This is a genomic window from Paenibacillus sp. GSMTC-2017 (genome assembly GCF_016019935.1).
GTDB lineage: Bacteria > Bacillota > Bacilli > Paenibacillales > Paenibacillaceae > Pristimantibacillus.
In genome coordinates, this window is the sequence record NZ_JAECMT010000007.1 from 149316 (window position 1) to 175365 (window position 26050).

27 protein-coding genes are annotated in these 26050 nt (G+C 41.6%); all 27 read left to right on the forward strand.

Going from position 1 to position 26050, the window contains the following annotated elements:
* The first annotated feature begins 27 nt into the window (after nucleotides 1–27).
* The 27 genes from I6N90_RS22725 to secA all read left to right on the forward strand — a co-directional run bounded on the left by I6N90_RS22725 (nucleotide 28) and on the right by secA (nucleotide 26040).
* A complete protein-coding gene (locus I6N90_RS22725; protein WP_197938047.1) occupies nucleotides 28–492 on the forward strand; it encodes a hypothetical protein in 465 nt (154 codons plus the stop codon).
* A 107-nt stretch (nucleotides 493–599) separates the two neighbouring features.
* Complete coding sequence (locus I6N90_RS22730) at nucleotides 600–3023, forward strand: helicase-related protein (RefSeq protein ID WP_232243269.1); 2424 nt, start codon at nucleotides 600–602, stop codon at nucleotides 3021–3023.
* Nucleotides 3020–3958: a ComF family protein gene (locus I6N90_RS22735; protein ID WP_197938048.1), complete on the forward strand. Its 939-nt coding sequence runs from the start codon at nucleotides 3020–3022 to the stop codon at nucleotides 3956–3958. Before I6N90_RS22730 ends, I6N90_RS22735 begins: the two co-directional genes overlap by 4 nt.
* A gap of 128 nt (nucleotides 3959–4086) precedes the next feature.
* The gene (locus I6N90_RS22740) at nucleotides 4087–4506 is read left to right on the forward strand and encodes a TIGR03826 family flagellar region protein (RefSeq protein WP_197938049.1); all 420 of its coding nucleotides are present in this window, start codon (nucleotides 4087–4089) and stop codon (nucleotides 4504–4506) included.
* Nucleotides 4507–4601: 95 nt separating this feature from the next.
* Nucleotides 4602–4868, forward strand: coding sequence for a flagellar biosynthesis anti-sigma factor FlgM (flgM, locus tag I6N90_RS22745; protein ID WP_197938050.1), 267 nt, complete (start codon nucleotides 4602–4604; stop codon nucleotides 4866–4868).
* Between the two features lie 7 nt (nucleotides 4869–4875).
* On the forward strand, nucleotides 4876–5382 hold the full coding sequence (locus I6N90_RS22750) for a flagellar protein FlgN (protein ID WP_197938051.1): 507 nt from the start codon (nucleotides 4876–4878) through the stop codon (nucleotides 5380–5382).
* A 17-nt stretch (nucleotides 5383–5399) separates the two neighbouring features.
* On the forward strand, nucleotides 5400–6959 hold the full coding sequence (gene flgK, locus I6N90_RS22755) for a flagellar hook-associated protein FlgK (RefSeq protein WP_197938052.1): 1560 nt from the start codon (nucleotides 5400–5402) through the stop codon (nucleotides 6957–6959).
* Between the two features lie 21 nt (nucleotides 6960–6980).
* A complete protein-coding gene (gene flgL / locus I6N90_RS22760) occupies nucleotides 6981–7955 on the forward strand; it encodes a flagellar hook-associated protein FlgL (RefSeq protein WP_332262500.1) in 975 nt (324 codons plus the stop codon).
* Nucleotides 7956–7964: 9 nt separating this feature from the next.
* Nucleotides 7965–8531 (forward strand): DUF6470 family protein, encoded by a 567-nt coding sequence (locus tag I6N90_RS22765; protein ID WP_197938054.1) that lies wholly within the window; start codon nucleotides 7965–7967, stop codon nucleotides 8529–8531.
* A 104-nt stretch (nucleotides 8532–8635) separates the two neighbouring features.
* A complete protein-coding gene (gene fliW / locus I6N90_RS22770) occupies nucleotides 8636–9028 on the forward strand; it encodes a flagellar assembly protein FliW (protein ID WP_332262501.1) in 393 nt (130 codons plus the stop codon).
* 48 nt (nucleotides 9029–9076) lie between these two features.
* Nucleotides 9077–9301 (forward strand): carbon storage regulator CsrA, encoded by a 225-nt coding sequence (gene csrA / locus I6N90_RS22775; protein WP_197938055.1) that lies wholly within the window; start codon nucleotides 9077–9079, stop codon nucleotides 9299–9301.
* A 132-nt stretch (nucleotides 9302–9433) separates the two neighbouring features.
* Nucleotides 9434–10687, forward strand: a complete 1254-nt coding sequence (locus I6N90_RS22780) for a flagellin N-terminal helical domain-containing protein (protein ID WP_197938056.1) — start codon at nucleotides 9434–9436, stop codon at nucleotides 10685–10687.
* Between the two features lie 140 nt (nucleotides 10688–10827).
* Entirely contained in the window at nucleotides 10828–11244 is a 417-nt protein-coding gene (locus tag I6N90_RS22785; RefSeq protein ID WP_232243282.1) for a flagellar protein FlaG, read from the forward strand.
* Nucleotides 11245–11274: 30 nt separating this feature from the next.
* The gene (gene fliD, locus I6N90_RS22790; RefSeq protein WP_197938057.1) at nucleotides 11275–13083 is read left to right on the forward strand and encodes a flagellar filament capping protein FliD; all 1809 of its coding nucleotides are present in this window, start codon (nucleotides 11275–11277) and stop codon (nucleotides 13081–13083) included.
* Nucleotides 13084–13094: 11 nt separating this feature from the next.
* Nucleotides 13095–13520: a flagellar export chaperone FliS gene (gene fliS / locus I6N90_RS22795; protein WP_197938058.1), complete on the forward strand. Its 426-nt coding sequence runs from the start codon at nucleotides 13095–13097 to the stop codon at nucleotides 13518–13520.
* Nucleotides 13480–13818: a flagellar protein FliT gene (gene fliT / locus I6N90_RS22800; RefSeq protein ID WP_197938059.1), complete on the forward strand. Its 339-nt coding sequence runs from the start codon at nucleotides 13480–13482 to the stop codon at nucleotides 13816–13818. The genes fliS and fliT overlap by 41 nt, the downstream gene beginning before the upstream one ends.
* A 202-nt stretch (nucleotides 13819–14020) precedes the next feature.
* Nucleotides 14021–15205, forward strand: a complete 1185-nt coding sequence (locus I6N90_RS22805; RefSeq protein WP_332262502.1) for a class I SAM-dependent methyltransferase — start codon at nucleotides 14021–14023, stop codon at nucleotides 15203–15205.
* Between the two features lie 3 nt (nucleotides 15206–15208).
* Entirely contained in the window at nucleotides 15209–16723 is a 1515-nt protein-coding gene (locus tag I6N90_RS22810; RefSeq protein WP_197938060.1) for a glycosyltransferase, read from the forward strand.
* The gene (gene rfbF / locus I6N90_RS22815) at nucleotides 16720–17490 is read left to right on the forward strand and encodes a glucose-1-phosphate cytidylyltransferase (protein WP_197938061.1); all 771 of its coding nucleotides are present in this window, start codon (nucleotides 16720–16722) and stop codon (nucleotides 17488–17490) included. Before I6N90_RS22810 ends, rfbF begins: the two co-directional genes overlap by 4 nt.
* Nucleotides 17490–18545, forward strand: a complete 1056-nt coding sequence (gene rfbG, locus I6N90_RS22820; protein WP_197938062.1) for a CDP-glucose 4,6-dehydratase — start codon at nucleotides 17490–17492, stop codon at nucleotides 18543–18545. Before rfbF ends, rfbG begins: the two co-directional genes overlap by 1 nt.
* A gap of 9 nt (nucleotides 18546–18554) precedes the next feature.
* Complete coding sequence (locus I6N90_RS22825) at nucleotides 18555–19793, forward strand: class I SAM-dependent methyltransferase (RefSeq protein ID WP_197938063.1); 1239 nt, start codon at nucleotides 18555–18557, stop codon at nucleotides 19791–19793.
* A gap of 25 nt (nucleotides 19794–19818) precedes the next feature.
* The gene (locus I6N90_RS22830) at nucleotides 19819–20556 is read left to right on the forward strand and encodes a cephalosporin hydroxylase family protein (RefSeq protein WP_197938064.1); all 738 of its coding nucleotides are present in this window, start codon (nucleotides 19819–19821) and stop codon (nucleotides 20554–20556) included.
* Nucleotides 20557–20576: 20 nt separating this feature from the next.
* Nucleotides 20577–21110 carry a dTDP-4-dehydrorhamnose 3,5-epimerase gene (rfbC, locus tag I6N90_RS22835; protein WP_197938065.1) on the forward strand — a complete coding sequence of 178 codons (534 nt, stop codon included), beginning with the start codon at nucleotides 20577–20579 and terminating at the stop codon, nucleotides 21108–21110.
* Nucleotides 21107–22024, forward strand: a complete 918-nt coding sequence (locus I6N90_RS22840) for an NAD-dependent epimerase/dehydratase family protein (RefSeq protein ID WP_197938066.1) — start codon at nucleotides 21107–21109, stop codon at nucleotides 22022–22024. Before rfbC ends, I6N90_RS22840 begins: the two co-directional genes overlap by 4 nt.
* A 368-nt stretch (nucleotides 22025–22392) precedes the next feature.
* Nucleotides 22393–22590 (forward strand): cold-shock protein, encoded by a 198-nt coding sequence (locus tag I6N90_RS22845; RefSeq protein WP_028599014.1) that lies wholly within the window; start codon nucleotides 22393–22395, stop codon nucleotides 22588–22590.
* 241 nt (nucleotides 22591–22831) lie between these two features.
* Nucleotides 22832–23377, forward strand: a complete 546-nt coding sequence (gene hpf / locus I6N90_RS22850; RefSeq protein ID WP_197938067.1) for a ribosome hibernation-promoting factor, HPF/YfiA family — start codon at nucleotides 22832–22834, stop codon at nucleotides 23375–23377.
* 155 nt (nucleotides 23378–23532) lie between these two features.
* A complete protein-coding gene (gene secA, locus I6N90_RS22855; RefSeq protein WP_197938068.1) occupies nucleotides 23533–26040 on the forward strand; it encodes a preprotein translocase subunit SecA in 2508 nt (835 codons plus the stop codon).
* Nucleotides 26041–26050 lie beyond the last annotated feature (10 nt).

Sequence of the window (26050 nt, forward strand, 5' to 3'; positions counted from 1 at the left end):
TAGTGATCCAAAGAGGAGGTGGCCGAAATGTTGGAGCTTCTGTTGCTGATCATGGGTTGTTACACGCTCGCAGCGTTGCTGGTGCATCTGGCTTTCTGGATTGGACGGGGGCGCAGACGCGCGAGTAACCATTATGTGCTGATTGCAGATAAAGGACAAAAAAATATGGAATGGTACTTAAGATCATTATTTTCTTTCTCAAGGTTAATTGGGAAGGATATTCGGTTAACGGTTTTGGATCAAGGCGTAACAGAAGAAACAAAAGCAATTGTGGAACGTATGAGACGGAGTGGAAAAGAGGTTCATATTCACGTTCAGAAGGATCATTCAATGGATCATTCGGAACCTCAGTGCGGTAAGCGCTCCCAATTGGATGGAATTACTCTTCAAATGTTATGGATGTTACAGGCCGAAGGAATTGTTTCGGAAGCAGAACACGCTGTATTGGTAGATTTGCAAAATCCAAATGACTTGTCGAAGATGCCATTTTAGCATATAATTTATCCATATCTTTACAAAGAGTGAAGCGCACTCGATTTTGCCGATATTCGGCATCGTCGGGTGCGCTTTTTTTTATTTCGCGAGGAGGTGCGGGACGGATGAAGGGACAAGTGTATGTGATTAAACATAGTGGATGGTGGAAGGCGATACTAACTATTCAACCGGCGGTTGATTATTTGTATTGGTTCGGCGAAGAAAGAATGGATGAAACTGCAGATATGGCATGGTTGTGGAAGGAAATGTTGCCTCTTGGTCACGCACAAGGAATCGCTGAGATGTGGAACAAGAAAGAATGGAATGGTAACGATGATCAAAATAAACGTACAAAGAGTGTAAATAATATCGTAATAGATAACAGATATGGTCGCGGTGACGAGGCAATGGATCGCCTGGAAGCGGAGAAGACGCTAGTTGAGCTGGCGAAGGCGATTGAACGGTTTAAGCTTAAGCAAATGGAGGCTAGTTCTCTTGTGGAAAAGGGGCAATTTGATTCTACTAAAATGCAGAGATCTCAAAAAAAGTGGGGGAATAAAAGGAGAGTTGAGCATTTAAACTTCGATGAAGCATTCCTTAATGCGGAGTGGTGGGAACACAATAGCGATCGAGGTAATAGGGGGAATGGAGCTGAAGCCGTAAAGTCTGAATCTGAGGGTAGAATCAGCGTAGGATTGCTTGCGGCAAAGGCTAAAATTGCCGCAGAGCTCTTACAGGGGCGCGCGCTGCTTAGCGGCGAAGCGCGCGCCCTGCTTGAGGGCGCATCCGTGCCCGGCGCAGAAGGGAGCTGGAACGAAGTGTTCCAGCTAGCTTCGCTGCTCGGGCACGTGCGCCTAAGCGGAGCGATCACCGCCGATTGGGGCGGGCGAGCGAACGCTCGTGTTCGGTGCCGCTGCCTGCGGTGCGGCAGCGGGGAAGCTTATATGCGCCGCACGCGCTGTGCGGCGTGCGGGCGGATGTGTGCCTATTGCGAAGCTTGCTTGACGATGGGGAGGAGCCGCGAATGTGAGTTACTTATTCGCGGGCTCTACAACAACCCGTTGTCGTCCAATAAGATGAGCTCAGGAAGTGGTTTGATAGAAACCCCTTATTCGATTAACGAGAGATTAGGGAAATGGGGGCTTAGCCCAGCCCAGCATTCGGCTGCGGCTGAGGCACTTCGGTTTGTAGAAGGGACACAACTTTTAAGTGGAGTTATGGAACGAGTAAAAACAAAAGGTATAAGCAGACATGTTAGTAAGGAGCTTTGTCAGGTACCAGCTGACGTTCATCAATACGTCCAGCGTGAAGTGAGCAAGCACGTGCGTAAGCTAATGCGGACGTGCAAGAAAAGACAAAATGTGCTGTGGCATAAAGAATATTTCGACAAAGGTACCTTCATTAGTCAAATGAAGAATCGTGCACTTCATGTAATTACTTCAGGAGGGAAAGAGCTTTGGCACGGAGCAACTAAGCTATTTGGTGATATCTTTTCTCGTTATAGAAGTAAAGAGGGGCAGTTTGATCGAAGGTCAGATATACAAAACTTTTTGTTATGGGCGGTTACGGGAGCGGGGAAAACGGAGATGATTTTTCCGCTCATTGATGCTGTTATAAGCAGGGGTGGGCATGTACTTATTGCTTCGCCTAGACGTGATGTTGTTATTGAGCTTGATCCTCGCATTCGTCGTGCGTTTTCAGAAGCAACTGTTGTTACGTTGTATGGAGGAAGTGAACAGCGCTGGGAGCGAGGGCATATTACATTATCGACGACACATCAGCTGTTCCGGTTTCACGAAGCTTTTGATCTAGTCATTATTGATGAAATCGATGCGTATCCATACCACGGTGACCCGATGCTCCACTACGCTGCAGATAAAAGTTGCAAGCGAGGTGCACCAAGATTGTTATTGTCGGCCACTCCACCACGCATTCTTCAATTGGCTGCGAAGCGGGGCGAACTTGCACATGCTCGTGTGCCAGTTCGTTTTCATCGTCATCCGCTACCCGTACCAAAAATTGTTCAAACAATGTCAGTGAAGCAGATGTTGGATAACAATAAACTACCGATTGGATTGGTTCAAGCACTTCGGAAATCGCTTGGCAGAGGAGCACAACTATTTGTGTTTGTACAACGAATAGCACTTGTTGATCATCTTGCTGCTCTTATTCGAATAAGGCTGCAATGTGCCGCCGTCGCAGCGACTTCATCCAAGGACCCAGAACGAGCACAGAAAGTGAGCGACTTTCGAGCGAGCAAAATTCGCATACTGGTCACGACTACGATTTTGGAGAGAGGTGTAACGATTCCAAAAAGCGATGTTTTTATTTTGGATGCTGATGGAGGGCTGTTTGATGAGGCATCCCTTGTTCAGATGGCTGGGAGAGCAGGTCGATCTGCAAGTGATCCGCATGGACATGTTTATTTTTGCGCAAAGGAACGTAGTCAGTCACAAATGAGGGCCATTCACCATATTCGAGCTATGAATCGAATCGCTAGAAAGCAAGGATATCTGAGTGATGCTTCGCGTAATGAGGTATCCAGTTGATGAGGATCATAAGTAAATTAATGGTGTTTATTACGCATGTTGGATCGCTTGCGAGTCGTTCAGTCGATTTCATGGTGCCTCAATCTAGCAACTGTACAATATGCGGTAAAGGTATGGCGTCAAATAAAACGAGAAGAGAACAGGAAACTAGAGAAATGGCTATTCTTCATCGTTCTCTGTGTGGCGAGTGTTACTCATCTATTCCTTGGTTAAGTCGTATTATTTGTTCATACTGCGGGAGAAGTGTGCAATGTGACGACTGCTTGCGACGTAAGGAGCGACCTTTCCTATTAAACCGGAGTGCGGTGACATATAGCTCCTCGATGCGGGAATGGCTGGCTCTCTACAAATATAGAGGCAACGAACGTCTCGGACCTATTCTTACCGCAATGCTAGTTCCAGTATTACTGCGATTAACTAAGGAGGTTCTAACTCAAAGTAAGCACGTAACGAAGGATAGGGAGTCTTTTTCAAAAACAAGGAAGAAGGGTTGGATGGAGCAAATAAAAAGTAGTTTAGTGTCGTCTAAAGAAAATATATGTTGGGATGCGATAACTTACGTACCTATTAGTAACGAACGAGCGCAAGAGCGCGGATTCAATCAGGCAGAGCAACTGGCGGAATCTCTTGCTACAACATTTCGTATTCCTTTATATCAATTGCTGTTACGAGAGCGTCATACCGAGAAGATGAGCTTTAAGACACGCTCGGAAAGGTTAAGAGATGCTCAACAACTTTTTTCATTAAATAGAGGGCAATTAGAGGAGCTAGTTCGAAGGGCTGATCTTCAAGGCACTTTAAATAGAAGACTTCGTATCCTATTAATAGATGATATTTATACGACAGGAAGTACAGTAGAAGCCTGTGCAAATGTTATAAAAGAGCACGAGGGTGAAAAGTTCGACATCTATGTGCTAACGTGGGCTAGATCCTGAACCATCTTTTTAGTCATAAAATGTGAATTGTTACTCTTATCAGCCAATTTCCCTAATGAAAATAGTTCAGATATCCGTTAAACTGTATATAGTTATAGTTTATTCGGATACGAGGAGGGCCAGAAGCGATGAATTTAGATAATTGTCCTCGCTGCGGCAAGTTATTTGCCAAAAATTTTAGAGATGTATGCCCGGTATGTATACGGGAAATCGATAATGAATATCAGATTTGTGCTGATTATTTGAGGAAGTATAAAGGTGCTATCATTAGTGAGCTTTCGGACCAAACGGGAGTTTCAATTAAGCAGATTACGAAATTCATTCGTGAGGGCCGCATTTCGATGGTGAATGCTCCTAATATGTCCTATGCGTGTGAATCTTGTGGAATCCCAATTCGAGAGAGTCATATATGTGAGACCTGCCGTCTAAGGTTATTAAAAGATAAAACACAGATGCTCCAAAATGCAGCTAAAAAAGTGGAAGAAGCAGAAAAGCTGACCGCTACTAAAGCTGCTTATAAAGGTCTAAGCGGGTATAAGGACAGATAAATGTAAGATACTATTAAATAAAACTTGACTAGAGCCGATAATACTTGTAAAGGTAATCGGCTTTTTTAGTTCTTGTAAATAATGAGGTGGATAAATTGAAAATAAACGAAACAAATCGGATCGGCGGAGTTAATCCTTATCAGAAGCAAGCGGAATATCGTGGGGATGAAGTTAAGAAAGCTCGTCAGAAAGACGAAGTGCAAATCTCAGCCGCAGCAAAAGAGATGCTAACGACAAGTAAGCTAGGTAATGCGGAGCGGAACGAGCGTATTAATGAACTTAAGCAGTCCGTTACTTCCGGCACGTATCACGTGGAAGCGGGCAAGATAGCAGAGAAGCTTCTACCGTATTTAAAGGAGTAGATGTCCGGTGAATGAGAACATCGAGAAAATTTTGATATTGCTGCAGGAATTAATTCATGAGCATCGCCAGCTTATCGAATATGGCAAAGCGAAGACAGATGCGATATCGAACAATAATATTGATGGGCTATCTTACATCGCTACGAAAGAGAAGCGGTGCCTTGATCGGATAATAGAGCACGAGAAAAATCGTGCTTTTTTGGTAGGCAAATATATGCTATCGCAGAAGGTAGCTAGCAATCAGCGCTCTTTTAAGATGGAGAAGCTGATCCAAGTTGTTTATCAAGCAGAAGAGAAACGTCAGCTTCATATCGCATGGAACGATTTACGAGCGGTTATAGCTGAGCTGCAGGATCTGAATGATTTTAACCAACAGCTAGTTAAGATGACACTAGAATATTTGCACTTCACACAAGATTTGTTGCTTGGACCGGAAGATGAAGAAGTGACTTATCATAAAGCGGTGCAGGGCATGGTTCAGAATCGCAGTGGCAGAGTTAATTTGAAATTGTAAGAAGAGAGGGATATTCGATGGCATCAACTTTTCATGGACTCGAAACGGCAAGGCGGAGTTTGTTCACAACACAATCTGCTCTAAATACTACGGGCCACAATATCGCAAATGCAAATACCGTTGGATATTCCAGACAAGTAGTGAATATGCAGGCTACGAGACCAATTGATGCGATTGGCTACTCGAAATCGGCAGCTGCAGGTCAGCTCGGAACGGGTGTAGAGGCGAACTCTATTACACGTATCCGCGAGCGTTTTCTAGATAATCAATTCCGTAATGAAAATAAATCGCATGGAAACTTCTCCGTGCAACTAGATACTTTGTCGAAGCTTGAAGGTATTGTTAATGAGCCTAGCGATACAGGGTTCAGAACGGTAATCTCGAACTTTTGGAACTCATGGTCGGACCTCAGTAAAAATCCAGAGAATGCAGACGGACGTAAAGTCGTTATGGAGCAGACGATGGCTATGGTGGATGCTTTCAATTATACGGCTAAACAATTAACGGACCTAAAGTCTGATCTTACCGAAAATGTAGATATCAACGTTAAAACAGTTAATTCACTAACAAATAATATTGCTCAGTTGAACGAAGAGATTCGCAGAATTGAAGGGCTGGGCGACCATGCGAACGATTTGCGCGATCAACGTGATCTATTGACAGATCAGTTGTCAGGACTCGTTGATATACGTGTTGTAGAGACGGGGATGGGCTATAACATCAATATGGGTGGTATCCAGCTCGTGGAAGGTGGAAATCGCACGGAAATAGATGCTGCCACGATTGAGGGTGTTGTTGCTTCTGGTGAATTAACGAGCGGAACGATTTACGGAACGATACATGCTAGAGATCGTTTTGTAGATGGTTATATTAAAGAACTAGATAAACTAGTCGACACGATGGCTAATGGTGAATTTGAAGTAACTTTACCTAAAGGATCGGTATTGCCGGATGGTACAGTGCTCAATGGAGTTACGTATAGTGGCGCGAATCGGACTTTGACTGAGGATACAACCGTAACTGTAAAAGGTTTAAATGGTCTTCATCAGCTTGGTTATAACATTGCTGGCGAACAAGGTGGACTACCGTTCTTCACGGATAGTGCAGGTGGAACTGCCGGATTGACAGCGGGAAGTATTAGGCTTAACCCAGCGATTGCAGCTAATTCAAATCTTATATCTACTTCTATGCGTATCACCCAAAACGCGGATGGATCTGAAACAGTTGTGAATGGTAACAATACACTAGCTGTTCTATTCTCGCAGATGAGGGATGCAAGGTTCGACTTTGACCCTGGAACAGGCGAGAGCAAAAATACTGTCGACGCATATTTCCGTTCCGTTGTAGGTCAGCTTGGTGTACAAGCTGCTGAAGCGACACGGATGCAAACGAATCAACAAATTGTTGTTGATCAAGTGAATTCGCGTAGACAATCCGTTAGTGGCGTATCGCTGGACGAAGAAATGTCCAATATGATCAGGTTCCAACATGCTTATAATGCAGCCGCTCGTAACATGACGATGATCGATGAGACGTTAGACAGAGTTATTAATGGTATGGGACGAGTAGGAATCTAACTTTAAGCATTGGGGGAATAGATGATGTCGTTTCGTGTAACGCAATCGATGATGAATACGCAGCTTCTGCGTAATATATCTAACAATATGGGACGTATGAACAATTTACAGAACCAACTTTCAACAGGCATGAAGATTAACAAACCATCAGACGATCCTGTTGGTATCACGTTTGCACTACGTTATCGTAGTGAGCTCGATGCTAACGATCAATATACGGAAAATGTAAGCTCCGCGATGTCCATGCTGGAGTATACAGATACTTCGATCGGACAAGCCGGGGAAATTATGCAGCGGTTTAGAGAGCTGATGGTAAAAGGTGCAAATGGTACATATGAACAGACGAGCATGGACGCGATTAAAGTGGAAGTTTCCCAGCTATACAATCAAATGGTGGAAATCGGGAACAGTCAGTTTAACGGTAAACAAGTATTTAACGGCGAACTAACGGGTGATAAGCCTTATCCAACAATGGGAGTTGAGGGAACGCCTAATCCAGGTGCCAATCCTCCACTTCTAAAAGCGTTTCAAGTAGCTTCTGACAATGGCAGCATTAAATATGAACTATCTGCTGGCATGAAGCTCGGTATTAACATTACAGGCAATGAAGTATTCGGTGATGCGCTATCTCCAACGGCAACACAAGCGGAGATAGATGCAAGTACTAACGTATTTGCACTTCTGCAACGCGCGCATGATATGTTAGCAGCAGGCGATCAAAAAGGTATTTCTTCCCTTATTGGGCAGGTTGATACACGTATGAATACGATGCTTACGAAGCGAGCAGAAGTTGGTGCCAAAGTTAATCGTGTCGACATTGTACAAAATCGTTTAGAGGACATCGGCATTAATCTCCAAACGGTTCAGGCAAAAACGGAAGATGCAAATATGTCCGAAGTTATTACGAACATGAAGACAGAAGAAAATGTATATCAAGCTTCTCTTTCCGTAGGTGCCCAGCTTATACGTCCAAGTTTGGTTGACTTCTTGAGATAGGAGGCTCCAATGCAAATACCTCAGATTGGAATTCGTCAACAACACGCGTCTTTATTTATAGATGCGGATATTGGAAAGCAGCATATTGAACAGCCAAAAGCGACTGTAGATATGGAGCAAGTCGAAGCGGTGCAGCAATTCCAAACAACTCAGGGCAGATTAGACATTAATCAAGATCGAATGTGGGATGCATTGGCAATGGGCAATAGTTTGGAGACGATGAGTAGAATTTATTCTGCGGCGTCAAGTATTGCCCTACAAGGATTAGCTCGTATTGTAGAAAAAGGTGATCAGATGGCTGCGATTCATTTAGGCGGAAATCCGATTGCAGAGATGGCACGTGATTGGAAGCGTACCTTCCCAGAGTTTGATTTTGTAGGGGAAGCCTCTTTTGACAATATTGATATTACCTATACTCCGGGCGAGCTCTCCATTGAAACGACTCGTGGCGGGGTGAACATAAACGTTCAAGTAAATAAACCTATTCATGAATATGAACGAGGCAAGCTAGAGATTTATATGAGTCAATACCCTAAGGTGGAATTCATCCCTCCACAAATTGACCAACTTCTATGAGAAAGAATCACATTTTGAACTATAGATCGTCAGCGTGTTACGCTTGATGTCTATAGTTTTTATTTTAATTAAATTATATATCGTTAATTTCAGGAGGTTATGCTGTGAATGCAAATATAACTACGTATCACTTCGATCAAGGAATACCTGGATTCGAACATCTTAATAAGTTTTATTTCGAACATGTTGGCGATAATATTCCTATGATGCTGATGAAGTCTACTGACGATAAGGATCTTTCATTATTGGTCACAAGCCCATTTCTATTCTATCCTGATTATGAGTGGGTGCTCTCGGATTCTACTAAGGAGGAATTAGGTATTATGCATGAGGGCGATGTTGAGATATGGTCTATCATTACGATACCTGCAGATCCCGAGAAATCGACAATCAATTTATTAGCTCCTATTGTGCTTAATAAAACAAAAGCTGTGGGCAAACAACTTATTTTGCATGACCGCAACTACAGTTCACGTGCTCCGCTTAATCGCATATAGAGTGAAGCTTTCGAAGCAGTTGTTTCACAAACTTGGAGGTGAAAAGATATGCTTGTTCTATCACGCAAAATTGATGAATCTATCATGATTGGCAATGATGTTGAAATTATCGTTCTTGGTGTGGAAGGTGACAATGTTAAGCTTGGAATACGTGCTCCCAAGGATGTGAGCATTTATCGGAAAGAGATTTACACAACAATTCAAGAGGAAAATCGAGCAGCAGCTAGTCGAACAATATCACTTGAAGATGTTGCTAAGCTGTTCGGTAAATAATTTTTTCTAACTACTATAAACAATCAAATGAAATAACCGATAAATAAATTAGCACGATAATAGTACGGCCGAATTATTATCGTTGCTTCCGCAAGGATGCGGAAATCCGAAAATTTCAAGGAGGAAATAACAATGATTATTAATCACAATATCGCAGCTCTTAACACGCACCGTCAACTAGGTGCTAACAGTGCAGCTACAAGCAAAAACATCGAGAAATTGTCTTCTGGTCTTCGCATCAACCGTGCAGGTGACGATGCAGCTGGTCTAGCAATCTCCGAAAAAATGCGTGGTCAAATCCGTGGTTTGGACATGGCTTCCAAAAATGCTCAAGATGGTATTTCTTTGATTCAAACTGCTGAGGGCGCTTTGAATGAAACACACAGCATCTTGCAACGTATGCGTGAACTTGCTGTTCAATCAGGAAGTGACACAAATACAGATTCTGACCGTGGAGAAATCCAAAAAGAGGTTGACCAACTAGTTACTGAAATCGATCGTATTTCCAACACTACTGAGTTCAATACTAAGAAACTAGTTGATGGCTCATTCAGCGGAACTTTCCAAATCGGTGCTAACGAAAACCAAACAATGAAACTTGGCATTAACGCTATGGGTTCTGCTAGTCTTAACCTTACTTCTGGCGTACAAGTTGCAGACGGAGTATTTGGTGGTACTGCTGGTAAAGTACTAGGCGAAGGTTCATACACTGTAAAAGGTACTGATCTTCTTGATGCTAAAGGTCAAATCGTTGCTTCCCTTGCAACAAACGTAGCTACAACTGCTGGTGGTGGAACATACACGTTTGCAAAAGCTACAGCACTAAATGATGGCGACACAATTAAAATTAATGCTGCTGGCGTAGCTGGTCTTACTAAAAACCTTGAAGCTGGTCAAACGAACAACAAACTTGCACCAGGTACTTATAAATTTGTAGGTTCTGATGTATTCAAAGATGACGTGAAAGTCGGAACATTTGCGACAAGCGTTATTACGTTTACAGATACTACAAAAGGCACATTGGATCTAGCAACAACATTTGGCCTAGCAAATCCAGCTGCTGGAGATACTCTAGTAGTTAAAGGTGTAGATGTTTCTAACAGAGAACAAGCATCAGCTACAATCACAGCAGTTAACAACGCTCTTGAGTCCGTTTCTGCTGAGCGTTCGAAGCTAGGTGCAGTTCAAAACCGTCTTGAGCACACAGTTAACAACTTGGGAACTTCTTCTGAGAACTTGACTGCTGCTGAATCCCGTATCCGCGATGTAGATATGGCTAAAGAAATGATGCAACAAACGAAAAACAGTATCCTTGCTCAAGCTGCACAAGCTATGCTTGCACAAGCTAACCAACAGCCACAAGGCGTACTTCAATTGCTTCGTTAATAGAACCGAAAAAACCTTAGTGTATCCTTCGGATATGCTAAGGTTTTTTTATTTGCCCGTTTTTAACCATTTGCTAATCATTTGACAAAAATTATCCGATATATGGAGTATAACAGAACACGTTGGGGGATTGATTTGTGATGAACATGGATTTATCGGTCACAGGAAGAGGTGGATCTACAGATCGTGTTGCATCGGCAAACAAATCTGTGGAACCCGTAAAAAATGCTGTAAATAATGCTGTAAATAATGCAGCAGAATCATCCGTGTATACCGTTAATAATTTGAATGATTTGAGGTCTGCTGAACTACGAGGAGACCAATTTACAGTAAGTGAAGAACAATTAGTTAAGGCAATCGACAGAGCTATTAAAGCGATGCAAGGAACACAAACGAGCCTTGAATTTACTATACATGAACAAACAAAGATGATAGCAGTCAAAGTGTTGAATCGAGAATCAGGAGAAGTTATTCGAGAAATTCCACCGGAAAAAACTCTCGATTTTGTAGCAAAGCTATGGGAAATGGCTGGCATTTTAATAGATGAAAAGAGATAGAAAATCTAAAAAGAGAAAGTAGGGAACACAATGCTACGAGTTGGTGGATTAGCATCTGGTATGGAGACGGATTTAATCATTAAAGATTTGATGGCGGCAAAACGTATTCCGCTTGATAAGATGATACAGAAAAAGCAGTTGCTTGAATGGAAACGTGACGACTATCGTACTATGAATAACAAAATACGAGAGCTTAAAGACGCTGCTTTCGACATGAAGCTAGAATCAGGTTATTTATCAAAAAAAGTAACATCTTCGCAAGAAAATAAGGTTACAGTTTCAGCTACGTCACTAGCGAGCGAAGGTCAGCACAGCATCAAAATTGACCAACTTGCTCAAGGAGCTTCACTAACATCGGGTGATTTGGCTGGAGCGGCTGGCGGTGGTAAAACACTTGGAAGCTTGAATTTAAGCAGCGATACTCAACTAGTTGTTACAGGTGAAAAAGGTTCTAAATCAATCAATATTAAAACTAGTGATTCTGTTACTCAAATGGTGGCGTTAATTAATAATGAAACAGCCTCGACGGGGGTTAGGGCTACTTATGATGAGAAGTTAGATCGGATCTTTTTTAACAGTACAAAATCAGGCACATTATCACAAGTTAATCTAGAACTAGCAAATGGAAATAACATCAATAGTATATTCGGATTCACTGGATCATCCGAAGTTACGGTTGGCGGCATGAGTTCATTGACTGGAGATAGCTACGTTAACAGCGGTATAACAGGTACGCAAGTGTTAACGGTTAATTACGGTAGCAAACAATATAATTTTAATGTAACAGCCACAACAAAAGTTGCTGATTTGGTTTCACAGATGAATAGTGGAATGATAAATGACGGTGTAGGCGTAAAATTAAACAGCAGCGGACAATTAGAATTTAGTAATTCAAATGCTGGTACTCCAATTACTTTCTCTGATGTTAGTGGGGATATTGTAATGAAATTGGGGCTGGATAATACCTGGATTAAATCATCCGCCATTAATGCCAAAGGACTTAATGCAAAGGTTGAGTTTAACGGAATAAAGGCAGAATATAACTCCAATTCATTTGAAATAGCGGGCTTTAATTTTACTGCTAAAGAAACAACTAATACGGCTGTTAACATTGGTGTTTCTCAAGACGTAGATGCAGTATTTGAACGTATTAAAACATTTATAGGAAAATATAATACGCTGATAGACGACGTGAATAAAGAATTAGTTGAAAAGAAACAACGTGATTTCAAGCCGTTGACACCAGAGCAGCGTGAGGCTATGAAAGAAGAAGATATAAAAAAATGGGAAGAAAAAGCAAAGATGGGTATGTTGTCGAATGATACCTTACTCTCTGGCGCGCTAAGTACGATGCGTTCATCATTGTCTGCATTCGTAGGTGGTATTCCTGATGGACAACTAAAGAGCTTGGCTGAAATAGGTATATCGAGTTCAAACATTGTTGGGAAAACGATAAGTGGATCGTATTCTGATAAAGGTAAAATTTATATTGATGAAAAAAAGCTGAAACAAGCGTTAACAGATAACCCAGAAGAGGTTATGGCTATATTTACGAAGAATGGTGCTACTGAAGCTACAGATGGAATCGCAACTCGATTGCATGATCAGACAACTACTATATTGAAACAAATCACCGACAGGGCAGGAACAATCACATCGGTTGACAAGAGCTTCTCACTAGGGAAAGAGAGCTTAGATATTACTGAGCAGATGAAGCGATTAACAGCAAGATTGGCTGATATGGAAACCCGTTACTACAAGCAATTCACTGCAATGGAGAAACATATTAGCAAGATGAATTCCCAAAGCTCATGGTTATCGCAACAATTTAGTCAATAGGAGGTTGCAGCATGCAACTACAACAACGTAATAAATATTTGGAAACGACAATCCAAACAGCTTCGCCTGCACAACTCCTAATTATGTTATTTGACGGTGCTATCCGTTTTTGTAAACAAGGTATTGAGTCTATTCAATCAAATAACTATGCAGATGCAAACACAAACTTATTAAAAGTGCAAAATATCGTTAAAGAATTTATGATAACCGTCGATCGTAGTTCACCATTGTCTGAAGGACTACTTGGCGTCTACGAGTATATGAATAAACGTCTCATTGAAGCAAATATTAAAAAAGAAGTAGAACCTGCACAGGAAGTGCTTGATCAGCTGATCGAACTAAAAGAAACGTGGGTTCAAGCAGCGCGACAATCTAATCAACAAGCGGGGCAAGCAAATGGAAACGTACTTAAACCAAATCATTCAGTTGTCGTCTAATTTGCTCGAGAAGATTGAGAGCAGTGATCTAGAGACATTTGAAGCATATACCGAGCAACGTGATGAACTGTTCGCTAAGTTACAAGAGCTGACTCCAACTAAGGAACAAGTGGAGAAATTACAGCCACTCGTTAGACAGATTCAGTCTCAAGACACCATCATTGTTAGTCGGATGACTCAGCTTCAACAAGAAGCGAGTGACGAACTTAACAAGCTAAAAGTAAGCCAGCGTTCGAGATCGATGTATGAATCATCGGTTGGTAATGATGACAGCATGTTTTTTGATCTAAAAAGATAATCCACCTATATAAAAAGTCGCCGACCATCGGCGGCTTTTTTGCGTTCTCTGCCCTATGCCAGACATCATATAACCAATGGAATCGTATATAAATAGTGCATATTACAATAGCACATTTACTTGTAAATGACTGCTGTGCAGTAACTTTTCGGCAGAGACGTTCATAGTAATATAAAGGTTTCTTTCGAAGGAGGTATACTTTGTGCTAATCAACAACTGCCCCGTTTGTGATTCATTACATGTAACGAGTGTGTTCACCCGTGACAATATACCTGTACTGCAAAATATATTGATGAAAAGTTACGAAGAAGCATGTCAAATCGCTAGAGGCGACCTTTCTATTACCCAATGTTCAGATTGCGGATTTGTGTTCAATCGAACTTTTGACGGGGATAAAGTCGTTTATAACAGTCAATACGAGAATACTCAATCCTATTCTACGTTTTTTGAGCAGTACCTAGATGATCTCGTTACTGACTTAGTCACCAAACATGGAATAAGGAATATGAATGTTGTAGAGGTTGGTTGCGGGAAAGGGCTTTTTCTGAAAAAAATAGTGGATCATGGAGATAACGTTGGATATGGATTTGATCCAAGCTATATTGGTCCTGAGGTGTTGCAAGGTGGGAAGCTTAGATTCGAGAAACGTTTGTATGATGAGGATTGCACACATATACAGGCAGATGCAGTAATTTGTCGTCATGTCATTGAACATATTTCAGATCCAGTTTCATTGTTAAAAACGATAAGAAGAGCACTTGAACATTCTCCTCATGCCAAAGTATTTTTTGAGACACCTTGCGTGGATTGGATTTTGGACAACAAAGTGATGTTTGATTTCTTTTATGAACATAACTCTTATTTTAATAGACAATCCATTACTAGAGCGTTCCATTTAGCTGGATTTGACATAGTGAAAGTAAAACATATTTTCAACGGTCAATATTTATGGGTAGAAGCTAAAGTTAACACGAGTGAGATACAAATTCAGCAGCATGCTGAACCTTTTATAAATAATCAAGCAGGTAGCAAGTGGTTTGCCCAACATGAGCGTAAATGGAGAGAGACGGTTGTTAGTCAACTCGAACATTATGCGATAAACGGTAAGGTGGCTATATGGGGTGCAGGGGCGAAGGGAGTCACCTTCTTGAATTTGATTGACCCTGGCAGAACATACATCGATTGCGTCATTGATGTTAATCCGAACAAAATAGGCAACTTTTTACCTGGAACGGGTCATGAAATAATCGGTATTGAAAAGGCAGCACAAAGGGGACTTTCGACAGTCATCGTTATGAATCCTAACTATTTCGAAGAAAATACGCTATTAATCGGAAGTAACCGAATAGACGTGAAGCTCATCAATATCGAGGAATGGAGTGTGTGAGCCATGAATAAAGAGGTGCTATATGAGCTAATAGAAGGTGGGAAGTATAACGAAGCTGAAAAATATTTGCTCGAAGAAATAGTAAAGCAACCGGATGATGCGGACATTCGCTATCAATTAGCCAGTGTACTACAGAGACTAGGCCACTTCGAACGGGCTATTTTTTATTATGAGCAGTCATTGGTAGGGACAAACGATGTTGTCGAAGAGATTGTTAAGAACAAAGTAGTCGAGTGCCAAGAGCAGCTTAATACGGTAAAGAAACCTTTGGTGAGTATTGTTTTATTGGCTTATAACAAATTAGATTTTACAAAAATGTGTGTGGATAGCATCTTTACGTACACGTCTCATATCGACTTTGAGTTGATTGCAGTTAATAACGGATCGACTGACGGTACGATGGATTATTTTAATAGCCTGCCGGCTAATACGAGACCTTTGCATTTGCCTGTTAACCAAGGTGTGGTTGGCGGATTTAACGAAGGGATAAAAATTGCTAGAGGAACGTATACAGCTGCTGTTTGCAACGACTTTATATTTACAACGAGATGGTTAGACAATTTGCTTACTTGTATTGAATCGGATGAAAAGATAGGTTATGTTTCGCCCGGTGCAGGTGTAATCAGCAATTATCAACGTATTCCTGCAGCCTATAACAATGTAGATGAAATGCAGCAATTTGCAGAAGGATACAATAAGTCCGATCCACTGAAGTGGCAAGAAAGAGTTCGATTATTGCCTTGTGTTCTGATGGTTAGAACGGCATTACTTAAGGAACTTGGTGGTTATGATCCTGCTTATTACTATGGCGAGTTTGCTGATGATGATATTAGCTTCCAAATTAGAAGGGCAGGATACAAGCTCGTTTTTTGCGGGGACACGTACACTCATCACTTTGGATCGATAACAGTCGGTGCTAATCAGATACTAAATAACTCTTTAGGTATATGCAGAGAAATATTTAAAAATAAATTTGGACTCGATTCTTGGGATGCTTGTGATTTTCAACCCATTATGCTTGAGAAGCTGGACTTAAACTCAACAGGCGATCAGATAAAAATATTAGGCATTAATACGAAATGCGGCAGCAATCCACTGCAATTAAAAAATATGCTTCGGTTACAAAATAGGTTGGATGTCTCTATTCACAACTATTATTGGGACAGCAAATACAAACTTGATATCGAAACGGTATCGGATCGTACAGTTTTCGGATCACTAGCTGATTTAAGCAATGTTCTAGGCGATGATCATTTCTATACGTATATCATACTTGAGATTGATCTTGAATCGCGGCGAAATCAGGACAATTTGTATGATGATTTGAGACACCATCTGGTCGATAATGGGGAGCTTGCTTGTCGAATTAGTTATTCGAACATAAGCGACCTAACCATTCTTGCTGAACCTCAAGCCGTTCAATTGGCAGGATTTGAAATCACTTCTACACAGGTAGTTGCAAATGTACTTGGCGGTCAAGACTTACTGCTGACAGCAAGACGGAGGGAACAGATATGAAGGCTGTAATTCTTGCAGGCGGACTAGGGACTAGAATTAGTGAAGAAACAATTATTAAACCTAAGCCTATGGTAGAGATCGGCAACCAGCCAATACTTTGGCACATTATGAAGATGTATTCGCACTATGGCATTAATGATTTTATTATTTGTCTTGGTTATAAAGGCTATTTGATCAAAGAATATTTCTCGAACTATTTTCTACACACGTCAGACGTCACTTTTGATATTCGCAACAACCAAATGAAAGTACATCGCAATGCCTCTGAAGCATGGAGTGTAACACTCATTGATACGGGCGAACATTCGATGACAGGAGGCAGACTGAAGCGTGTAGAGAAATACGTGGACGGTGAAACCTTTTGTTTTACTTATGGAGATGGGCTAAGTGATGTCAACATTGCTGCTCTTATTGCCTTCCACAATAAGAGCAATCGATTGGCTACCGTTACAACGGTAAGACCGCCAGGAAGATTCGGTGTTGTCGAACTGGAGAACGACAGGGTGAATGGTTTTCGCGAGAAACATGCGGGTGATTCTGCGTGGATCAACGGTGGTTTTTTTGTACTGGGACCAGAAGTATTTAAATATATTGATAACGACGCATGTATATGGGAGAAAGGGCCGATGGAGGGTTTAGCTGCGGAGAAACAGTTGTCTGCCTATTTACATGATGGGTTCTGGCAACCAATGGATACGTTGCGGGATAAAGTGAAGTTAGAGGAACTATGGTCATCGGATAAAGCGCCTTGGAAGGTGTGGTCGTAATGCGGCATTCGTTCTGGAGGGGGAAAAAGGTATTCGTAACCGGCCATACCGGCTTCAAAGGGAGCTGGCTCACACTTAGTTTGCTCCAGCAAGGTGCTGATGTTTATGGCTATGCTTTGCCACCACTCCAGCAATCGGATCTCTATCATGTAGCAAATCTTACTGAAGTGATGGGTTCACAATTCGGTGATATACGAGATCTTACTAAGTTACAGAGTGCGATTTCCAGCTATAAGCCGGATATTATATTCCATCTAGGTGCACAACCACTAGTTCGAGCCTCATATGATGATCCAATCGAAACGTTCTCGACAAATGTGATGGGAACTGTACATCTGCTTGAAGCGGCAAGGCAAGTCGATTCCGTTAAAACCATTATCAACGTGACGAGCGATAAATGTTATGAAAATAAAAGTGGTGTGCAGAAAAGTTTTGTAGAATCCGATCCAATGGGTGGACATGATCCTTATAGTGCCAGTAAGGGTTGTGCAGAGATCGTAAGCTCAGCCTATTCACGTTCGTTTTATGGAAAGAACGGCAAGTTTATTGCATCAGCAAGGGCGGGTAACGTTATCGGTGGAGGTGATTGGTCGAAGGATCGGATTATACCAGATTTTATACGCGCGATCTTGAACCAAGAAACGATGACGATTAGGCAGCCGAAGTCGATCCGTCCATGGCAGCATGTACTCGATTGTATTCATGGTTATATGCTTTTAGCGGAAAAGGTCTGGACAGAACAAGAAGCCTACGTCGGTGCTTGGAATTTTGGGCCATCAGCCAAAGCTTTCAAGACGGTTGAGCAATTAATAGAATGCAGTAGAAGCTATATCGACCGTGCAGTTGATATTCATTATTCCACTACAGAAGGGCCGTATGAAGCAGGCTATTTAGTGCTGGATAGTGGGAAGGCTGAGCAACGTCTAGGATGGGTATCGAAGCTTACATTTTCAGATGCTGTAAAGTGGACGATGGACTGGTATGACGGTTATTTGAGTGGACTGGATATGACACAAGTAACGAGCAATCAAATTAGAAATTATCATTTATTATAGGAGTTTGATATGGAAACAATAAATAATTGCAGACTGTGCGGAGATCCTTTAAAGGATCTATTTTTGGATTTGGGCATATCCCCACTAGCCAACAGCTACGTTCATGCTGAACGATTACAGCAATCAGAGCCGATGTACCCTCTGAAGACATTTGTATGCAACAGTTGTTTTCTCGTCCAAATCGAGGATTATGAATCACCCCAGCATATTTTTAGTGATTATGCCTATTTCAGCAGCTACTCAGACAGTTGGCTAAAGCATAGCAAAGCCTATGTCGACGCTATGATGACGAAGTATAAAATAAATAGTAGTCATCAGGTGATCGAAATTGCAAGTAATGACGGTTATTTATTGCAATATTTTGTTGATTATAAAGTACCCGTATTAGGCATTGAACCTGCGGTAAATGTTGCTGCAATTGCAGAAGAGCGGGGAGTTCCGACAGTTGTCGACTTTTTTGGAACTAAGCTTGCTTCGTTGCTTTTAGAACAAGGAAAAAGCGCAGACTTACTATTAGGAAACAATGTGCTAGCACATGTTCCGAACTTAAATGACTTTGTAGCTGGTATGAAAATGATACTAAAGCCAACTGGTTTAATCACAATGGAATTTCCACACCTCATGCGCCTCATTGAACATGTTCAATTCGACACTATCTACCATGAACACTACTCCTATTACTCGTTGCAGACGGTAAGCCAACTATTTAGTAAGCATGGATTGACCGTATTTGACGTAGAGCATCTGCCTACCCATGGAGGATCACTACGTATCTACGCCAAACATAGCGAAAATGAGCAATACCACGTTTCTTCTGCATTCGATCAAACGTTAGCAGATGAGCAAAGCTTCGGAATAACAGATTTAGCGATGTATGCGACGTTTAAGTCAAGAGCTGTACAGGTCAAGAGAGATATAGTAAGTATGTGCATCGCAATAAAAAACCGGTATGAAACAATCGTTGGATACGGTGCCCCTGCTAAGGGGAATACACTTCTTAATTATTGCGGGCTGGACTCTGATTACATCGATTATACCGTTGATCGAAATCCACATAAACAGGGACGTTACTTACCAGGGTCAAGAATCCCTATATTCTCACCAGAACGGATCAAAGAAACAAAACCCAATTACGTATTTATTTTTCCTTGGAATTTGAAGGATGAAATTATATCGCAAACATCGTTTATACGTCAGTGGGGTGGGAAGTGGATCATTCCTGTACCTAAAGCCATCATTATTGATTAATAAAAATAAGGGATAGGTGATTGTCATGGATAGAGCTGCATTTGAATTAGAGAAATTACAAAACATTCGAGCATTAGGAAATGATGAAACGCTAAAAAAGACAGCGCACGACTTTATTCTCCAGCAAGTTGAACATAAGTATACGTATAATTTCACATGGTTAGGTATACCGATTATTCAATTTCCACAAGACATGATCGCACTTCAGGAGATTATTTGGCAAGTTAAGCCTGATGTCATTATTGAAACGGGCATCGCTAGAGGTGGATCGGTTATTTTCTATGCGTCTTTGCAGAAATTAATCGGGAATGATGGCATTGTTATCGGTGTAGATGTAGATATTAGACCGCATAATCGAATTGAAATAGAGAATCATCCGTTGTCCGATCTTATTCATTTGGTTGAAGGAGATTCTGTAAGCGAGGAAGTCTACAAGCAAGTAGTAGACATCATTTCCGATCGCAAATCGGTTCTCATTATACTTGATTCTAACCATACGCACGAACATGTATATAAAGAATTGGAAGTCTATTCACCATTAGTTAGCGAGAGCAGTTACTTAGTCGTACTTGATACAGTAGTCGAAGATATGCCTGACCACTTTTTTGAGGATCGTCCTTGGAAACAAGGTAATAGCCCTAAAAGTGCAGTTAGACAGTTTCTAGAGCACAATCAGCAGTTCGCTGTAGATAAAAGCATAGAAGACAAACTTTTAATTACGGTTGCTCCGGAAGGATACTTGAAACGTTTGCCAAATGAGTAAATGGATACGGAGGTTGTAGGTTGAAGTTTACTGAAACGAAATTAAAAGGCTGTTTTATTGTAGAACTAGAACCGATTTTGGACGATAGAGGTTTTTTTGCGCGCAGTTGGTGCTCAAAAGAGTTTGCAACGCATGGACTCCACTCTTCATTTGTTCAATGCAATGTGTCGTTTAATGAGCGTAAGGGAACTCTCAGAGGGATGCACTATCAATCGTATCCTTATGAAGAAAGTAAACTAGTGCGATGCACAAGAGGCGCAATCTATGATGTCGTTATTGATTTAAGGGTCGATTCTCCTACCTATAAGCAATGGATAGGTGTTGACCTAACGGAAGATAACGGTGCGATGATTTTTATTCCGGAAGGTTTTGCCCATGGTTTCCAGACATTAATTGACCGTACAGAGGTGTTCTATCATATGGGACAGTTTTTTCATCCTGAAGCATCTTATGGTATAAGATGGGACGATCCTATCTTTGGAATAAGATGGCCACATGAGAAAGATCGCATCATATCGGATAAGGATCTCGGATACAGCGGTTTTGTAGGATGAAAAAAATTATTGTTACAGGTGCTAATGGGTTTGTTGGTAAACAAGTGATGGAGTTGTTGCAGCATTCAGAGTATCACGTTTATGCTCTGACATCTCATATTGGGAACAAGCAAAATAGCGAACGGGTGACATGGTTTGAAGTGAATTTGCTAGATGAGAGGCAGATTACGGCACTGTTCGATCAGCTTGAAGCTCCAACACATTTACTTCATTTGGCATGGGATACTACACCAGGCTTATATTGGAACTCTGCAACAAACTTTCAATGGGTAAAAGCTACTCTCTCGCTAGTTGATCTATTTTGCGCAGCAGGAGGAGGGAGAATAGTAGCTGTTGGTACATGTGCGGAATATGATTTGAATGCAGGGATTTGTAGAGAAGACGACTCTGCCCTAGCGTATACGACAATGTATGGCTCATGTAAAAACGCTTTGCAACATATGCTCAGCGTATACGCTCAAACACATGCAATATCCGTATCGTGGGCAAGGTTGTTTTATATGTATGGTCCACACGAGCATCCTTCTCGTCTAGTTCCTTCTGTTATTCAATCACTCATGCAGGGTGTCACAGCAGATTGCTCACATGGCAAACAAATTCGTGATTATATGTATGTAAAAGATGTGGCATCTGCTCTTGTAGCACTACTAGAGAGCGATTTAAACGGCCCAATAAATGTAGCGTCAGGCATACCCTATCTATTAAAGGATATCGTAAACGAAATAGGCGAACTTATGAAAAAACCAGATCTGGTTAGATTAAATGCGATTCGCTCACCTGAGGGTGAACCCCCGATCATACTAGCAGATATGAAGAAAATGACTAACCTTGTAGGTTGGAAGCCATCATACTCATTGAAAGAGGGACTAATAGAAACGATCGAATGGTGGCGGAAGCAGGAAATCACTCGGTAGAAAACAGGAATGTGTACCGGTAGAAAATCATGAATTAATTTATCGCAATAGCAAAATGTGTCATGGGATCATATTGTAGTAAGAAGCGATATTGGAACGATTCAATGTAATAAAACAAACAATTGTTGGGCAAATAATATCTTTAATGCACAGCGATTTAAGGCAATAATTGTAATCAATTAAACAAAAAAAACCATTTAATTTTTTTGTATTTTTAGCTGAAATATTGTCGAATCGCAGTAGTACCAACGATGTATTCGCTTACAACAAATTGTTTGACAATTCCATTATTGCGGTGTTATAGTCAAATTGTGGGCCCGATTGAAACGACGCCTCACAGCATTTGAAGATGAAGGGAATGTTTGCACATGCAAGGTAAAGTAAAATGGTTTAACGCAGAAAAAGGTTATGGATTTATTGAAACTGAGCAAGGCGGCGACGTATTTGTTCACTTCTCCGCAATTCAATCCGAAGGCTTCAAGACTCTTGAAGAAGGCCAATCGGTTGAGTTCGACATTGTAGAAGGCGCACGCGGTCCACAAGCTGCAAACGTAGTCAAACTGTAATCATCCGGCTATCATTAGCCACATTATAGATGGTGCAATTGACAGTGCCTATTACAAAGCTCCGGGAAACCGGAGCTTTTTTTGTGCGATAATCTATTTTGGTGGGTAGTCTAGTATTCTATATTTACAGCTTGTCACATAGTTGCCAACTATTATCTGAAAATTCTAAATAGATAAAAAACTATTTTGATCTGGGCACCTGCATATGCTATAATAAGAACAAGCAAAGGAGGAGTGCCCCATGAATTACAACGTTCGAGGTCAACACTTTCAGGTAACAGATGCTTTGAGAGACTACGTCGAAAAGAAACTCAGCCGATTGGAAAAATATTTTGAAGTACCAATCACCTCCGAAATAAATGTTACTCTATCCGTTACGAAAGGTCAGCACACGGTAGAGGTCACGATCCCGCTCACTGGTGTTATGCTCAGAGCTGAAGAGAAGAGCGCGGACATGTATGCATCCATAGACTTGGTCGTGGATAAACTTGAGAGACAAATTCGTAAACATAAGACGAAAGTGAATCGTAAATTCAGACAGGGCAGCGGAGTGAGAGCCTTGTTCCGTGAATCAGGCTCCGCAGTAGGCGTTTTGGAGGAGGAAGATGATCTCGAACTCGTTCGGACGAAGCGTTTCACGCTCAAGCCGATGGATGTTGAAGAAGCAATCTTACAGATGAATCTAATTGGCCATAATTTCTTCGTATTTGCTAACGTAGACAATAAGGAAGTAAACGTCGTATATAAACGAAGCGACGGGAAGTACGGGTTAATCGAACAAAACTAACATCCATTATGGAAGAAACATACGAGTATAGCAGCCTGCCTCCATTATGACGGAGGTGGGCTTTTCTTTTCCCCTAAGGGACATACATTGCGACAGACTCTACAAACTGTTACAATTTAAAACAAATAGACCTATTACCGAAAGAGGGGAATACCATGCTCGGACTGGTAAAAAAAATATTCGGAGATGCGAATGAGAAAGAAGTAAAAAGACTCATGCGCACAGTAGAAGAAATCAATAGCATGGAGTCCAAATTCACAGCATTGTCTGATGAACAATTACGTGCAAAGACAGATGAGTTTAAAGCTCGCATAGAGAAAGGTGAAGAGCTGGATGCTCTATTGCCTGAAGCATTTGCAACGGTTCGTGAAGCATCGAAACGTACACTTGGCATGAGACACTTTGATGTCCAATTGCTTGGTGGAATGGTATTGCATAATGGTAAGATTTCCGAGATGAAGACAGGTGAAGGTAAGACACTTGTGGCTACATTATCGGTATACCTAAATGCTCTACTTGGCAAGGGTGTACACGTTGTTACGGTTAATAACTATCTAGCACAGCGGGATAGTGAAGTAATGGGGCAATTGTACAACTTCCTTGGTATGACTGTAGGCTGCAATCTGCATGGTTTGTCACATTCAGAGAAGCAAGAAGCCTACGCTTGTGATATTACGTATGGTACAAACAATGAGTTTGGCTTTGACTATTTGCGTGACAATATGGTGCTGTACAAAGAGCAGATGGTACAACGTCCGCTCTATTACGCAATCATTGATGAGGTTGACTCCATTCTAGTCGATGAAGCGCGTACACCACTTATCATTTCTGGACAAGCAGCTAAATCTACAGAGCTATATCATGCGGCGGATCGTTTTGTAGGTCGTCTGAAGGATGTAGAAGATTTCACTATAGATATAAAGCTCCGCAGCGTTATTTTGACAGAAGCGGGTGTAGAGAAAGCTGAACGTGCTTTCAGTATAGAAAATCTATTTGATCATGCTAACGTTTTGATCAACCATCATATTCAACAAGCGCTCAAAGCTATCTTCATTATGAAACGTGACGTTGACTACGTTGTGGAAGAAGACGAAGTTGTCATTGTCGACGAATTTACCGGCCGTCTAATGTCTGGTCGCCGTTATAGTGACGGGTTGCATCAAGCGATTGAAGCAAAAGAACAGCTTAAGGTACAAAATGAGAGCATGACTCTTGCTACGATCACGTTCCAGAACTACTTCCGTATGTATCGCAAGTTAGCTGGTATGACAGGTACTGCGAAGACAGAGGAAGAAGAGTTCCGTCGTATTTACGGTCTTGATGTTATTCAAGTGCCGACGAACCGGTTGCTGATTCGGAAGGATATGCCTGATATCGTTTATAAGAGCGAAAACGGCAAGTTCAAGGCAGTTGTAGAAGAGATTGTAAACCGTCATGCTAACAATCAGCCTATTCTAGTTGGTACGATTTCTATCGAGAACTCAGAAAAACTTTCCGATATGCTTAAGCGCAGAGGCGTTACTCATAAAGTATTGAACGCAAAGTTCCATGCAGAAGAGGCAGAAATTATTTCTCGTGCAGGTCAGTATGGATCGGTTACGATTGCAACGAATATGGCTGGTCGTGGTACGGATATCTTGTTAGGTGAGCAAGTACCAGGTATTGGCGGCCTACACATTATTGGTACAGAGCGACATGAGAGCCGTCGGATTGATAATCAGCTTCGTGGTCGTGCGGGACGTCAAGGTGACCCTGGATCATCCCAATTCTACCTATCACTTGAAGATGAGTTAATGCGTCGTTTCGGTGCTGAAAACATTATGGTTATGATGGATCGTCTTGGTCTTGATGAAGACCAACCGATTGAAAGTCGCATGATTTCAAGAGCTGTAGAATCTGCACAGAAACGTGTAGAGGGTAGCAACTTTGATACACGTAAAGTCGTTCTTCAATATGATGATGTGATGAACCAGCAGCGTGAAGTTATTTATAAGCAACGTCGTGCTGTACTCGAATCTGCGGATATTCGTAGTGAAGTTATGGAGATGATCACGCCTGTATTAGAGCGTATCGTTGATGTTCATTGCGCGGAAGATATTCCGGAAGAGTGGGATCTACAAGCGATTGTGGACTATGTTCACGCAACGTTCCTTGAAGAAGGTTCTATTACGAAGGATGATCTATGGGGTAAGGAAAAGGAAGAAATTAAGGAGCTTCTTACTAACAAAGTTGTTGCATACTATGATGAGCGTGAAGAGCAGCTTGGTGAGGAAACGATGCGTGAGTTCGAGAAGGTTGTTGTACTTCGTGCAGTAGACAGCAAGTGGATGGACCACATCGATGCAATGGATCAATTGCGTCAAGGTATCCATTTACGTGCATACGGCGGTACGGACCCACTTCGTGAATATCAATTCGAAGGTTTCGAGATGTTTAAAGAAATGATCGAGAGTATTCAAGAAGAAGTTTCCAAATATATTATGAAAGCACGCGTCGAAAGCAACTTGGAGCGTCAAGAAGTTGTGAAGGGACAAACGACGTCAACAAGCGGCGGTGGCGAAGCTCAAGAGAAACGTCCAGCTAAACGTGATGATCGTGCTGGTCGTAATGATCCTTGTCCATGCGGCAGCGGCAAAAAATATAAGCAGTGCCACGGTAAGTAACAATAGGTTG